The following is a 13,464-nucleotide window of genomic DNA, read 5'->3' on the forward strand; positions in this document are numbered from 1 at the left end:
TTCCGCGAGGGGCTCGGTCGGGCGCAAACGAGCGCGTCAGGCGCGCGCCTCCCGGCGGCGCGCCGGGGGCAGGTCCTCCATGTCCTCGAGCTCGACGCCCTTGGTCTCCGGGACCTTGCCGAGCACGAAGAAGAACGACAGGCCGGCGAACACGGCGTACATCAGGTACGGCCCGGTCGCGCCGAAGGTGTCGAGCAGCGGCGGGAACGTCACCGTGATGACGAAGTTCGCGATCCACTGCGCGGCGGCGGCGACGCCCAGCGCGGCGGCGCGGATCCGGTTGGGGAACATCTCGCCGAGCAGGACCCAGACCAGCGGGCCCCAGGACGCCCCGAAGAACACGACGAAGGCGTTCGCGGCGACCAGTGCGACCGGACCCCACGGCGACGGGAGCGACACGTTCTCGCCCGAACCGGACGCCTGCGTGAACGCCAGCGCCATGACGGCGAGCGAGACGGTCATGCCCGCCGAGCCGGTGAGCAGGATCGGGCGGCGGCCCACCTTGTCGATGAGCGCGATCGCGATGAACGTGACGGCCACGTTGGTGACCGAGGTGATCGTGGAGACGAGGAACGACTGGCTCTCGTCGAACCCGACGGCCTGCCAGAGGGTCGTCGAGTAGTAGAAGATCACGTTGATGCCGACGAACTGCTGGAAGACCGACAGCAGGATGCCGACCCAGACCACGGGCAGCAGGCCGAACCGCGGGCCGCGCAGCGTGGCCTGCGCCTCGAGCGCCTTGTCCTTCTCGATGGTCTTCTCGATCTGGGCGACGCGCTCGCGGGCGTCTTCGTCGGGGCCGAGCACGCTCTCGAGGACGGCGACCGCCTCGTCGCGGCGGCCCTTGGCCACCAGGTAGCGCGGCGACTCGGGGATCCGCAGCGCGAGGATGCCGTAGACGGCGGCGGGCACGACGGCGACGAGGAACATCCAGCGCCAGGCCTCCCAGCCCAGCCACAGCTCCTCGGACGCGCCGCCCGCGGCCTCCTGCAGCAGCTGGTCGGACAGCAGAGCGGCGAAGATGCCGAGCGTGATCGCGAGCTGCTGCAGCGAGCCGAGCCGGCCGCGCAGCGCCGCGGGCGCGATCTCGGCGATGTAGGCGGGGGCGATCACCGAGGCGATGCCGATGCCGACGCCGGCGAGGACGCGCCAGATGATCAGGTCCCAGACGCTGAACGCGATCGCGGACAGGATCGAGGACACGAAGAACAGCACGGAGCCCAGCACCATCACCTTGGTGCGGCCCCAGTGGTCGGCGAGCCGGCCGCCCGCCCAGGCGCCGACGGCGCAGCCGAGCAGCGCGACGGCGACGGCGAACCCGGTGAGGGTCGCGCCCAGGTCGAACTGGCCCTGGATCGCGTCGACGGCGCCGTTGATGACGGACGAGTCGAACCCGAACAGAAACCCGCCGACCGCGGCGGCGACCGCGAGGCCGATCGCCTTGTTGTGCGACGGGTGCCTCCCCGTCGAGGGTCGGGCACTGCCTTCGGCCATGACGTCTTCTCCTTGCTCCGCTCGTCCTGCGAAGAGAACACCTGGGCCGGAGCACATCGTCGGGCGCCGGTCGAGGCGTTCTCACCTTTCACCCGCGCAGCGCATCCCGCACCCGGAAGGCCGGGCTTCGGTGCGCGGCGGGAACCGTAACCCGTCCCGCGGCGGTCCGCGCGCCGGCGGGGACCGACCGCGACGCGCGCCGCGTTCCGGCGGACAATCGACGGGTGACCCCCCACGACCGCCCGCGGTTCCGCCGCCCCGCCATGCTCGACCCGCGCGACGCCGACCAGCTGCCCGGCGACATGGACCCCGCGCTGCGGTCGCAGGTCGCGCACACCACGGCGGCGGCGATCGTGCACCGCGGGCGGGCCGAGGGCGAGGAGGACCCGGCGCTCGTCGAGCGGCTGGTGCGCCTCGTCGAGACCGAGGGGCTCGACGTCGTGGCGGCCCTGTGGTCCGACAGCCCCGCGACGACCCTGCCCGGCACCCTGTGGCGGCTGTACGTGCTGCGCGAGTGGGTGCGCCGGGACCCGGCGACCCTCGCCGACCGGTACCGCCTCGGGCTCGACGCGGCGCCGGTGCACCACGTCGTCGTCGGGGTCGTCAGCCCGCCCGGGCCGGAGGAGCTGCGCGTGCTGCTGGACGCCGTGCTGTCGGGCGTGTGGACCGGCGACCTCGCGGTGACGCTGGAGCGCGGCGCGGCGTTCTGCCGGGTGCTCGCGACCGGCGCGGCCTTCGACGCCGACCACCTGGACCTCACGGGCGACGACGCCTCCGCCCGGCTCACGCGCAGCGCGGGGTCGCTCGTGCGCACCGCCGAGGAGCTGGAGCAGGCGGCCCACCTGTGGCGGTCCGGCTCCCTCGAGTGAGCCGCGCGGGGTTGTTCCCGCACCGGCCGTGGCGATGCTCACCCGTCCGCGCCCAGGACGTGATCGGTCGCGGCGCGTAAACTCGAACCCGACGCCGGGCCGCGGTAGCCCCGGGCTCCAACTCAAGCCGCTCCGAGCGGCCGCGCGCCGAGAGGCGCTTCCCGGTCCGGCGTCCTCACCCTCCCCGCCCGGCCCCGGCGTGTGACCTCCGTCCCACGCGCGGGCCGGGCGGTCGTGCGTCACGCTGAGGATGCTGTGCGTTCACCCTGGGTTCACTTGCGGGGTTGTGAGTTCACCCCGCGGCTGCCCTAGCCTGTGCCTGACCAAGCCCCTCTCCTGCGGAGCCTCTCGTGCGCCTGCGCCTCACCCCGCGCGACACCTCGTTCTTCGACCTCCTGGCCGCGTCGGCGGCGCACCTGGTCACCGGAGCCAACCTGCTCGCCGAGCTGCTGGGCGCGGACCGCGCGACCCGCAAGGCGCTCGCCAAGCAGATGAGCGACGTCGAGCACCTCGCCGACGAGGCGACCCACCAGATCATGCGGCGGCTGAACCAGACGTTCGTCACCCCGTTCGACCGGGACGACATCTACGGCCTCGCGTCCGCGCTGGACGACTGCATGGACTTCATGGAGGAGGCCGCCGACCTCATCGTCCTGTACAAGATCGACGAGCTCCCCCCGCGGGTCGCCGACCAGGTGCAGGTGCTGCAGCGCTCGGCCGAGCTGACCGCCGAGGCGATGCCCCGGCTGCGCTCGATGGAGAACCTCGCCGAGTACTGGGTCGAGGTCAACCGGCTCGAGAACCAGGCCGACAAGTCGCACCGCAAGCTGCTCGCGCAGATGTTCGACGAGATCACCGACCCGATCCTCCTGATGAAGCTCAAGGAGGTCGTCGAGAAGCTCGAGGACGCCGCCGACGCGTTCGAGAAGGTCGCGAACATGGTCGAGACCATCGCGCTCAAGGAGTCCTGAGTCCCGGTGGAACTCGCGCTCGTCGTGGTCGTGGTCGCCCTGGCCCTCGGCTTCGACTACACCAACGGCTTCCACGACGCCGCCAACGCCATCGCCACCTCGGTGTCGACGCGCGCGCTGACGCCGCGGGCCGCGCTGCTGATGGCCGCGGTCATGAACTTCACCGGCGCCCTGCTCGGCACCGAGGTCGCGGAGACGATCGCGACCTCGATCGTCGACCTCGGCGACGCGTCACCGCACCAGGCCCTCGTGGTCGTGCTCTGCGCGCTGGTCGGCGCGATCGTGTGGAACCTCATCACGTGGTGGTTCGGCCTGCCGTCGTCCTCGACGCACGCGCTCATCGGCGGCCTCGTGGGCGCCGGCCTCGCGGGCGGGCTGATGATCTACGGCTCGGCGATCGTCGACAAGGTCGTCCTGCCGATGGTCTTCTCGCCGCTCATCGGGTTCTTCCTGGCGTTCCTCGTCATGGTCGGCCTGCTGTGGCTCATCCGGAACGCGTCGCCGTCGCGGACGACCCGCCGGTTCCGCCTAGCGCAGACCGTGTCGGCCGCCGCGATGGCCCTCGGCCACGGCCTGCAGGACGCGCAGAAGACCATGGGCGTGATCTTCATGGCGCTGCTCACCGTGGGCTGGGCGAACCCGGAGCAGGGCATCCCGCTCTGGGTGAAGCTGGCCGCCGCCACCGCCATCTCGCTCGGCACCTACTCCGGCGGCTGGCGCATCATGCGCACCCTCGGCCGCAAGATCATCGAGCTCGACCCGGCCCGCGGGTTCGTCGCCGAGTCGGTCTCCGCGGTGGTGCTCTACGTGAACGCGTTCGCGCTGCACGCACCGGTGTCGACCACGCACACGATCACCTCGGCGATCATGGGCGTCGGCGCGACCAAGCGGCTGTCCGCGGTCCGCTGGGGCGTCGCGAAGAACATCGGCATCGCGTGGGTGCTCACCATCCCCGCGGCCGCCGCGGTCGCCGCGTTGGTGTACTTCATGCTGAGCCCGTTCCTGAACTGATTGGGGCGACGGGGGTGCCGTCGGGTCCGATGACCGTGCCCGGGTCGACGGCCTCGCCGTAGGGCGGGGCGGGGTCGAAGTACCCGAAGCGCACGCGAGACAGGTCGCACGGGGTCGTGCCGCCACCGCGGGAGACCTCGGGGTGTGGGTCCGTCGGCCAGATGTCGCCGGTGGGCGTGCGGTACATCTCCCACCGCCGCACGATCCCGGTGTCGGGTGGGTCGTGGACGTCGTCGGTCGAGGTAGCCCCCCAGCTCTCGGGCACGCAGACCCGGATCGTCGCGCCGATCTTGCCGGGCTCCACGGCCAGGACGACCAACGGTCGCGGCCCGGGCCGGTACGTGATCGGGCGGAAGAGGCGGTGGTCGGGGTCCCGAGCACCGAGCGCCGCATTGAACGCTCCGACCGCGCGCGACTGCAGGGACTGCTCGGACGCGAAGGCGGTCAGGCGGGGATCGGAGTAGTCGTGGTGGTAGTTGGCCGCCGCTGTCAGCAGGTCGAACTGGCGCAGGGCCAGGACCCACTCGTCGTCGGCCCAGGGGCCGTCGTCGGGCGTTCCGTAGGGCCAGATGATCGCGGGGACCGGAGCCGGTCCGGATGCCTCGGCCGGGGTGCTCTCCTCGACTCCGCGCGGGGGCACGGTGTACCCCGCCCAGGGGTGCCACGCCAGGACCGCGACCAGGAGCGTGGCGCCGAGCGCGCCGAGCACGAGCGCACGTCGGCGTCGGGTCACCGGGCTCAGCTCCTCGCCGGCGAGCGAAACGCGTCGCGCGTGTCGGTGTAGATCCGCATCGCCCGGTCCTCGGAACCGCCCAACAGCTCGGCGAGCTGGGCGGCCACGCGCCGTACTACGACGCCCTCGCGGAGCTGCTGGTCGTCGATCGAGCGGAGGGCCTCGCAAGCCCCGACGGTGGTGTTCACCGCCCTCGCCGCCTCGGCGACCGCACTGCTGCCGCACCCGTCCACGTCGGCGGCCCACGGGCTCGGGAGCGTGTGGCCGTACCCGGCGAGCCGTGAGGCGGCCACGTCGACGGCAGCGCGGTCGGTGGTCAGGTCTGCCATGGCACGTCCTCGTCGTCGGCCGGTGGGTCCTCGTGGCGACGACCGTAGGGTGTGGCCCAGCCCGTGGGTGCCTGAACACGGCGGTGAGTGGTGCGCCCTAGGTGCTGCCCGAACGTTCCCGAACGGGCGCGAACTGGACATTCGCGACGAGGACGCGATTCACTCGTCCCATGACTGCGAAGAACCTGACCGTGCGCTGGATGTCCGCTGTGTCCCTGGCGGCCGGCGCCGCGCTCGCCCTGTCCGCCTGCGGCGCGGGCGACGGCCAGCGCGACGAGGCGTCCGGGGAGATCACCGAGGCGGCCGACGTGAACGTCTTCTCCCTCGAGGTCGGCGACTGCCTGAACGTGGCCGACGTGACCGAGACCCAGGTCGAGTCGCTGCCGACCGTCCCGTGCAGCGAGCCGCACGACGGCGAGGTCTACGCCGAGACCCGCCTGAAGGGCGACGAGTACCCGGCCGACATCGACACCCAGGCGGAGCAGTTCTGCTACGACGCCTTCGAGCCGTTCGTGGGCATGGCCTACGAGACCTCCACGATCGGCGCCGGACCGCTGACCCCGAGCGAGGTGTCGTGGGCGGACGGCGACCGCGAGGTGCAGTGCATCCTCATGGTCGAGGAGCCCGTCACCGGGACGCTCGAGGGCGCCGCGGTCTGAGGGACCCCGCTCTCGCGCGACGCACGACGGCGCGCCGCCCCTCGCCGGGGTGGCGCGCCGTCGTCGTGCGTGGGGGCGTCAGCTGCCCAGCGGCGTGTGCAGCTCGACGTCCTCGACGCGCACCTCGTCCGGGGCGTCGCGGTCCGTCCGCACCACGTGGCACACGAGCACCTGGCCCGGCCGCAGGTACGGGTTCTCGGCGGGCAGCCGGTCGCGGACGTCCTCGGGGGCGTGCGCGCGCACGACGTCGAGCACCGTCGGCAGCACGGGCCGGTGGGTGCACAGCGCGAGGTCCGACCGGGTGCGCAGGACGGCGGCCACCGCCTCGGCGGTCTTCTCCGGCGAGTCGGCGTGCTCCGCCTCGGTGAGCGGCTCGCGCCGGTCCGGGGTCAGCCCCGCCGCCGTCGTGTACGGCTCGACGGTCGCGCAGCACCGCAGCCACGGGCTCGTGACCACGTCGGCGACGCCGTAGGCGGACAGCACCGGCACGAGCGCCCCGGCCTGCAGCCGGCCGACGTCGGTGAGCGGGCGCGTGCCCTCCTCGCCCTTCCACGACGACCGGCTCTTGGCGCGGCCGTGCCGGACGACCAGGACCGCTCGGGTGTCCAGCGTCCCCGCCTCGTGCGCGGCGACCAGGGCGTCGAGCGGGATGCGGTCGTCCTCGCGGGTCAGGCGCTTGCGCGCCACGTCGACGTCCGCCCAGCGCACGGCGTCGATCTCGTCCCGCGACGCGTGCACGGCCGGGGGGCGGGCGTGCACCGCGGGGCGGTCGGGACGGCCGGCGACCTGCGCCGCCCAGTAGTGCACCCGCTTGCGCCGCCCGTCCGCGAGCTTGTACTCCAGCCCGGGCAGGGGGCGGCCGAGCACGATCTCGAGCCCGGACTCCTCCTCCACCTCGCGGACCGCGGCGGTCGTCACGTGCTCCCCGGGCTCGAGCTTGCCCTTCGGCCAGGACCAGTCCTTGTACCGGGGGCGGTGCACGAGGACGACCTGCAGGCGGCCCTGGCGGACGCGCCAGACAAGGGCGCCCGCCGCACGGACGAGCGCGGTCGGCCCGGCGCTCACCGGCCCGAGCCCAGGCGGCGGCGCTGGCGGTAGATCAGGGTGGACTGCAGGTCGCGCAGCGGCCCGTCCGGGCCCTGCGCGTGCCGGGTCCAGGCGCCGTCCGGGCCGAGGTGCCACGACGAGGTCTCGTCGGCCATCGACTCGTCGAGCAGGCCGACCAGCTCCGCGACCTGGTCCGGGTCGGACAGCCGGACCAGGGCCTCGACGCGCCGGTCGAGGTTGCGGTGCATGAGGTCGGCCGACCCGATGTAGACCTCCGGGCCGGGCAGCAGGGTGCTGCCCTCGCGGCCGATGTCGGCGACCTCCTCGGTGACGCCCGCGTCCGCCGCGAACGCGTACACGCGGGAGTGCTCCAGGAACCGGCCGAGGATCGAGCGCACCCGCGCACCGTCTCGGAGAGCCCCGGGACGCCGGGCCGCAGCGCGCAGATGCCGCGGACGCACAGGTCGACGGGGACGCCCGCCTGCGAGGCGCGGTACAGGGCGTCGATGGTCTCCTCGTCGACCATCGAGTTGACCTTGAGCTTGATCCAGGACGGCCGGCCCGCGCGAGCGGCCTCCGCCTCGCGGTCGATCCGCTCGATCAGCCCCGAGCGCACCGAGCGCGGCGCGACGAGCAGCCGGTGGAACCGCGACTTCGGCGCGTAGCCGGACAGCTGGTTGAACAGCCGGGTGAGGTCCTGGCCGACGTCCGGGTCGCAGGTCAGCAGGCCCAGGTCGGTGTAGATCCGCGCGGTCTTCGGGTTGTAGTTGCCGGTGCCGACGTGGCAGTACCGGCGCAGGCCGTCCGACTCCTGGCGCACGACCAGCGACAGCTTCGCGTGCGTCTTCAGCCCGACGATGCCGTAGACCACGTGCACGCCGGCCTGCTCCAGCTTGCGGGCCCACTCGATGTTGGCCTGCTCGTCGAACCGGGCCTTGATCTCGACCAGGGCGAGGACCTGCTTGCCGGCCTCGGCGGCGTCGATCAGCGCGTCCACGATCGGGGAGTCGCCCGACGTCCGGTAGAGCGTCTGCTTGATCGCCAGGACCTTCGGGTCGGCCGCGGCCTGCTCCAGGAAGGTCTGCACCGACGTCGAGAACGAGTCGTACGGGTGGTGCAGCAGGATGTCCCGGGCCCGGATCGCGGCGAACACGTCCGTCGGGTTGGCGCTCTCGACCTCGGCCAGGAACCGGTGCGTCGTCGGCACGAACCGCGGGTACTGCAGGTCCGCGCGGTCCAGGTCGGCGATGAGGTTGAGGCCGGTGTGGTCGAGCGGCGCGGGCATCTCGTAGACCTCGTCCTCCGCGACCCCGAGCTCGCGGACCAGCAGCGACCGGATGCGCGGGCTGATCGAGTCGGCGATCTCGAGGCGGACCGGCGGGCCGAACTTCCGGCGCAGCAGCTCCTTCTCCATCGCCTGGAGCAGGTTCTCCGCGTCGTCCTCCTCGACCTCCACGTCCTCGTTCCGGGTGACGCGGAACGTGTGGTGCTCGCTGACCTCCATGCCGGGGAACAGCTGGTCGAGGTGCTGCGCGATGACGTCCTCGACCGGCACGAACGACATCGGGCCGCGGTCGGAGGCCGAGCCGGACGCGTCGGTCGGGCGCCCGCGCCAGTCGACCGCGATGTACCGGGGGAGCAGCGGCGGCACCTTGACCCGGGCGAAGTGCTCCTTGCCCGTCGACGGGTTCACCACGACGACGGCCAGGTTCAGCGACAGCCCGGAGATGTACGGGAACGGGTGTGCGGGGTCGACCGCCAGCGGGGTCAGCACCGGGAAGATCTGCTTCCGGAAGTACTTCCGCAACCGGTCCTGCTCGGCCTCGCCCAGCTGCTCCCAGCGCACCAGCGTGATGCCCTGCGTCGCCAGCTCGGGCTGCACCTGGTCGGCGAACACCTGCGCGTGCCGGGCGGCGAGCTCGTGCGCGCGCTGGCTGATCGCCTCCAGCACCTGGCGCGGGCTCAGGCCCGAGGCCGCCGTGACGGCCAGGCCGGTGGCGATGCGCCGCTTCAGGCCGGCGACCCGGACCATGAAGAACTCGTCCAGGTTGGACGCGAAGATCGCGAGGTACCGCACCCGCTCCAGCAGCGGCTGGGTCTCGTCCTCCGCGAGCTCCAGGACGCGCTGGTTGAAGGCCAGCCAGCTGACCTCGCGGTCGAGGAACCGGTCGGCGGGCAGCGGGGCCTCGGGCGCGGGCTGCTCGCCGCGGGCGCCGTCGCCCATCTCGATGTGCTCGGCGATGTGCGCGGCGAGCTCGGGGGCCAGCGTCCGGGGGCGCGGCGATGCCGCGGGCGCGGTGGTCTGGCCGTCCGCCTCGGCGGTGGCCGGCGTGGTGGCCGCGCGGCTCCGCGAGGCGGCGGTGCGGGTGCCCGCGGACCGGGCGCCGGTCCGGCCCGTGCTGGTGCGCCCGGCGGCCGCCGTGGCGGCAGGCGCGGCGCGGCGGGCGCGCGGCTTGCGGGGCGCGCCGTCGGAGGCGGTGGCGTCGGTCATCCCCACATGGTGGCACCAGGAGGTGTCCGACGGGTGACCGAAGGGCGACCTGGGGCCTCAGCCCACGCGGTAGACCACGTCCACCGCCGACCGCTCGAACCCCGCCGCCCGGTAGACCCGGATCGCCGGCGCGTTGTCACCCTCGGTGTAGAGCACCACGCGCGGGACCCCGCGGTGGGCCAGGTGTGCGAGCATCCGGGCGGTCAGCGCGGGCCCGAGCCGCCGGCCCTGGGCCGCGGGGTCGACGCCGAGGGCGTAGATCTCGCCCTCGCCGGGCTCGGCGACCTTGGTCCAGCCGAAGCCCAACAGCGTGCCACCCTCCTCGGCCAGTAGGAACCCCTCCGGGTCGAACCACGGCTCGGACTCGCGGGCCTCCAAATCGGCGCGGGTCAGCCGGCCCTGCTCGGGGTGCTGCGCGAAGGCGCGCGCGTTCACGGCGACCCAGGCGTCCTCGTCGCGGCCCGGCTCGAAGGTGCGGACCGTGACGCCGGCGGGGAGCGGGGCCGCGTCGGGGTCGGGTGCGGTCAGCGGGTCGAGCGCCATCTGCCACAGCTCGCGCACGACCGGCAGGCCGCGCGACGTCGCCAGCGCCCGGGCCGGGGCCACGTCGCCGTGCGCCCACACGGACACCGCGTCGCCGCCGCGGGCGCGGGCCGCGGCCAGGGCGGCGTCGAGCAGGGCGGTGCCGGTGCCGCGGCGGCGCGCGTCCGGGTGCACGACGACCTCGGCGGTGGCGAGCGCCGGGTCGCGGAGGTCGACCTGGGCGTAGCCCGTCGAGGCGTCCGCATCGCCGGCCAGGACGTGCACGACGTCCGGGCCGCCGCCGGTCAGCCAGAGCAGCGGCTGCTCGGACAGGGGGGCGACGCCGTCATGGGCCGCTGCTGCGGCGGCGAGGTCGCGGACGGCGGCGGCGGTGGCGGCGGGCAGGGCGCCGGGACGGCTGGTGAGATCGGGCACGGCCTCATCCCACCACCCGGGCGCTCTGGGCGCGCGCACCGGGCGCGGACGCGGCAGCGCCGGGCGCACGCACCGAGCGCGGTCGGTGCCGCCGAGCGCGGTGGCTGGAGGTGCCGCGGTCGGCGCGATCTGCCGCGCTCGGCGCGGACGACCCCGGTCGGCGCGCACGACGGGGCGCTGCCGGGGGAACGACCGGCGGGGGTGCCGCGTTGCACCAGGCATGCCCGACGAGAACCCGACCCCCGCCTCGGCGGACGTCGTGGTCGTCGGCGCCGGGCAGGCCGGGCTCGCCGTGGCGGCGCACCTGGAGCGCTCGGGCTTCATCCCGGCGGCGCCGACGGGTCCCGACCACCCCGCCCCCGGCCGCCGCGCGGCGCGCCCCGCCGCGGACGGCCGCCCCACCTACGTCGTGCTCGATGCGGCCGCCGGACCCGGCGGCGCCTGGCGCGAACGCTGGCCCGGCCTGACGATGGCCACGGTCAACGGCGTGTACGAGCTGCCCGGCCGCCCGCTGCCGACCTTCGACGCCGACGAGCCCGCGAGCCGCGCCCTGACCCGGTACTTCGGCTCCTACGAGCGCGACCTCGGCCTCGCCGTCCGGCGGCCCGTCGAGGTGCGCCGCGTCCGGGACGTCGGCGGGCCGGGGCGGCTGCTGGCCGTCGAGACCGAGGAGACCGAGCGCGTCCCGGTCGCGGCGCCCGACCCGGACGACGGCCTCGGGGGCGGCGTCGGCGCCTGCCGGGCGGAGGCCGCGACCGCGCGCCGCCGGGTGACCCGGACCTGGCACACGCGCGCCCTGGTGAACGCGACCGGGACGTGGACCCGGCCGTTCTGGCCGACGTACCCGGGCGCCGCCTCCTTCGCGGGCATCCAGCGGCACACCCACGACTACCGGTCGCCGGAGGAGTTCGCCGGCCGCCGGGTGGTCGTCGTGGGCGGTGGCATCTCCGCGGTGCAGCACCTGCTCGCGATCCACCCCGTGGCGGCGTCGACGACCTGGGTCACCCGCCGTCCGCCGGACTGGCGGGACGCCGAGTTCAGCCCGGAGCTCGGGCGCGAGGCGGTGACGCGGGTCGACGAGCGCACCCGGGCCGGGCTGCCGCCGCAGAGCATCGTCGCCGCCACCGGCCTGCCGCTCACCGACACGTACCGGGACGGCATCGCGCGCGGGGTGCTCGTGGCGCGGCCGATGTTCGCCCGGCTCGTGCCGGACGGGGCCGACTGGGACGAGGCCGCCGCGCGCGGGCCGCTCGCCGACGGCTGGGTCACGGGCCCCGAGCACGTCGAGGCGGACGCGGTGCTGTGGGCCACCGGGTTCCGGGCGGCGCTCGACCACCTGCGGCCGCTCGGGCTGCGGGGCAGCGGCGGCGGGATCGTCATGGACGGCACCCGCGTGGTCGCCGACCCGCGCGTCCAGCTGGTCGGGTACGGGCCGAGCGCGAGCACGGTCGGCGCGAACCGCGCCGGCCGCGCCGCGGTCCGCCAGCTCCGCCGCTACCTCGGCGTCTGACCCGCGCGACGGGCGGCGACCGCCAGCGCCGCGAGCAGCGCCAGCAGGGTGCCCGCCAGCACGGCCATGGCGGTCGACTGCGGGAGCGCGCGGGCGATCAGCCCGAGCCCCATCGCGGGCAGGCTCAGCCCGAGGTACGCGACCAGGAACAGCCCGGCCAGCGCCTCGCCCCGCTGGTGCGGCGCCGCCGCCGCGGCGATCGTGCCCGACGCTGCCGCGAACAGCAGACCCGCGCCGGCGCCGGTGACGAGGCCGCCGACGAGGAACACGTCGAGGCGCTCGGCCAGCATCCCGGCGGTCAGCACCACCAGCCCGGCCGCCTGCGTCGCGAGGCCGGCCCGCAGCCGCGTCGCCGGCCGCACCCGGGTGGTCGCCGCCTGGACCGCGGCCGCGGCGCCGAAGACGACGAACACCACCAGCCCCGCGAGCAGCCGCGACGTGTGGTGCAGGGTGCCGCCCACGAACCCCGGCGCCACCGACGTAAACACCCCGAACACCGCGAACGACGCGAACGCGGCCGCGTACGCCAGGCGCTGCGCCGCGGGGTCGCCGCCCGCTCGGCGCGGGCGCTGCGGCCGGTACGCCGGGCGCGCCGCGGGACGGCTGACCGTCTCCGGAGCGATCAGCACGCCCACGACGCCCAGCAGGAGAAGCGCCACGAACACCAGGTAGGGCAGCCGCAGCGGGGCCACCCCCGTCTGCGCGAGGGCCCCCGCGGCGAGCGCGCCGGCACCGAGGCCGCCGATGTTCGCGACGACGGCGACGACCTGCGGCCGGTGCCCCGCGTCCCCGGGGCGGTGCGCGGCGTGCAGCTCGGCGAGGTGGGCGGTCGCCGTGGCGGTGAGCATCCCGACGCCGAGGCCGCTGACGAACCGGGCGACCAGCAGCGTGGCGAGCCCCGTGCCGGACAGGAACAGCGCGGCCGCGGCGAGCTCGAGCGCCAGGGCGGGGAGCAGCACGCGCCGGCGGCCGAGCCAGTCGGACACGTGCCCGGCCAGCACCAGCGCGAGCGCGACGCCGACCGCGTACGCGGCGAACACGACCGTGACGGTGAACGTCGAGAACCCGTCCGCCGCCTGGTACAGCGGGTAGAGCGGCGCGGGGACCGTGGAGAACGCCATCGTGGCGAGGAAGGCCGCGGCGACGAGCCAGAAGCCGGCGCGGTGCCGGGCGGGCGAGGCGGCGGGCCGGGGGCCGGTGGTGCGGGCGTCCGAGGGGCGGGCAAGGTGCTCGTCGCCGGGGTGCGCGGGCGCGGGCGTGCGGGGCGTCCGGTGGGAGCGGGGGAGCGTGGGGGTGGACATCGGGCGGCCGTCCTCTCGGTCGGGTGCGTGCTCCGCCCACCGTGCGCCCGGAGGTGGCATCGCGTCCAACATTGGTTCTCGCTGGTCGCCAT

The 13,464-nt window shown here is 74.8% G+C and carries 11 protein-coding genes and 1 pseudogene; 5 read left to right on the forward strand and 7 right to left on the reverse strand.

From position 1 onward, the window contains the following. Positions 1-36: 36 nt before the first annotated feature. Entirely contained in the window at positions 37-1,494 is a 1,458-nt protein-coding gene (locus FKM96_RS11210) for a sugar porter family MFS transporter (protein ID WP_147795300.1), read from the reverse strand. Between the two features lie 263 nt (positions 1,495-1,757). Between FKM96_RS11210 and FKM96_RS11215 the strand changes: the two genes are divergently transcribed. The 3 genes from FKM96_RS11215 to FKM96_RS11225 all read left to right on the forward strand — a co-directional run bounded on the left by FKM96_RS11215 (position 1,758) and on the right by FKM96_RS11225 (position 4,345). Then, entirely contained in the window at positions 1,758-2,363 is a 606-nt protein-coding gene (locus tag FKM96_RS11215; protein WP_147797069.1) for a hypothetical protein, read from the forward strand. Between the two features lie 350 nt (positions 2,364-2,713). After that, positions 2,714-3,334, forward strand: coding sequence for a DUF47 domain-containing protein (locus FKM96_RS11220; RefSeq protein WP_147795301.1), 621 nt, complete (start codon positions 2,714-2,716; stop codon positions 3,332-3,334). 6 nt (positions 3,335-3,340) lie between these two features. Next, complete coding sequence (locus FKM96_RS11225; protein WP_147795302.1) at positions 3,341-4,345, forward strand: inorganic phosphate transporter; 1,005 nt, start codon at positions 3,341-3,343, stop codon at positions 4,343-4,345. On the opposite strand, the gene FKM96_RS11230 is transcribed toward FKM96_RS11225, so the two are convergent. Both FKM96_RS11230 and FKM96_RS11235 read right to left on the reverse strand, forming a co-directional pair. Continuing rightward, positions 4,320-5,078 (reverse strand): hypothetical protein, encoded by a 759-nt coding sequence (locus FKM96_RS11230; protein ID WP_147795303.1) that lies wholly within the window; start codon positions 5,076-5,078, stop codon positions 4,320-4,322. The genes FKM96_RS11225 and FKM96_RS11230 overlap by 26 nt on opposite strands. A gap of 5 nt (positions 5,079-5,083) precedes the next feature. Beyond that, positions 5,084-5,407 carry a hypothetical protein gene (locus FKM96_RS11235; RefSeq protein WP_147795304.1) on the reverse strand — a complete coding sequence of 108 codons (324 nt, stop codon included), beginning with the start codon at positions 5,405-5,407 and terminating at the stop codon, positions 5,084-5,086. A 170-nt stretch (positions 5,408-5,577) separates the two neighbouring features. On the opposite strand from FKM96_RS11235, the gene FKM96_RS11240 reads away from it, so the two are divergent. Continuing rightward, positions 5,578-6,066 carry a septum formation family protein gene (locus FKM96_RS11240; RefSeq protein ID WP_147795305.1) on the forward strand — a complete coding sequence of 163 codons (489 nt, stop codon included), beginning with the start codon at positions 5,578-5,580 and terminating at the stop codon, positions 6,064-6,066. 78 nt (positions 6,067-6,144) lie between these two features. On the opposite strand, the gene FKM96_RS11245 is transcribed toward FKM96_RS11240, so the two are convergent. The 3 genes and pseudogenes from FKM96_RS11245 to mshD all read right to left on the reverse strand — a co-directional run bounded on the left by FKM96_RS11245 (position 6,145) and on the right by mshD (position 10,561). Continuing rightward, on the reverse strand, positions 6,145-7,131 hold the full coding sequence (locus tag FKM96_RS11245) for an NUDIX hydrolase (protein WP_147795306.1): 987 nt from the start codon (positions 7,129-7,131) through the stop codon (positions 6,145-6,147). Then, positions 7,128-9,337 (reverse strand): annotated as a pseudogene (locus FKM96_RS11250) (RNA degradosome polyphosphate kinase). The gene FKM96_RS11245 and the pseudogene FKM96_RS11250 overlap by 4 nt, the downstream one beginning before the upstream one ends. Positions 9,338-9,661: 324 nt before the next feature. Next, the gene (mshD, locus tag FKM96_RS11255; protein WP_168216961.1) at positions 9,662-10,561 is read right to left on the reverse strand and encodes a mycothiol synthase; all 900 of its coding nucleotides are present in this window, start codon (positions 10,559-10,561) and stop codon (positions 9,662-9,664) included. A gap of 220 nt (positions 10,562-10,781) precedes the next feature. Between mshD and FKM96_RS11260 the strand changes: the two genes are divergently transcribed. Further along, positions 10,782-12,071 carry an NAD(P)-binding domain-containing protein gene (locus FKM96_RS11260; RefSeq protein WP_147795308.1) on the forward strand — a complete coding sequence of 430 codons (1,290 nt, stop codon included), beginning with the start codon at positions 10,782-10,784 and terminating at the stop codon, positions 12,069-12,071. Here the strand turns inward: FKM96_RS11260 and FKM96_RS11265 are convergent. Beyond that, a complete protein-coding gene (locus FKM96_RS11265; protein WP_147795309.1) occupies positions 12,056-13,372 on the reverse strand; it encodes an MFS transporter in 1,317 nt (438 codons plus the stop codon). The two genes, FKM96_RS11260 and FKM96_RS11265, sit on opposite strands and share 16 nt — an antisense overlap. Positions 13,373-13,464: the final 92 nt, after the last annotated feature.

The organism is Cellulomonas sp. Y8 (genome assembly GCF_008033115.1).
Classification (GTDB): Bacteria; Actinomycetota; Actinomycetes; order Actinomycetales; family Cellulomonadaceae; genus Cellulomonas.

Bases quoted from the DNA above. Each gene is read 5' to 3' on its own strand.
- FKM96_RS11210 (WP_147795300.1), bottom strand. From the start codon at position 1,494: ATGGCCGAAGGCAGTGCCCGACCCTCGACGGGGAGGCACCCGTCGCAC.
- FKM96_RS11215 (WP_147797069.1), top strand. From the start codon at position 1,758: ATGCTCGACCCGCGCGACGCCGACCAGCTGCCCGGCGACATGGACCCC.
- FKM96_RS11235 (WP_147795304.1), bottom strand. From the start codon at position 5,407: ATGGCAGACCTGACCACCGACCGCGCTGCCGTCGACGTGGCCGCCTCA.
- FKM96_RS11240 (WP_147795305.1), top strand. From the start codon at position 5,578: ATGACTGCGAAGAACCTGACCGTGCGCTGGATGTCCGCTGTGTCCCTG.
- FKM96_RS11260 (WP_147795308.1), top strand. From the start codon at position 10,782: ATGCCCGACGAGAACCCGACCCCCGCCTCGGCGGACGTCGTGGTCGTC.
- FKM96_RS11265 (WP_147795309.1), bottom strand. From the start codon at position 13,372: ATGTCCACCCCCACGCTCCCCCGCTCCCACCGGACGCCCCGCACGCCC.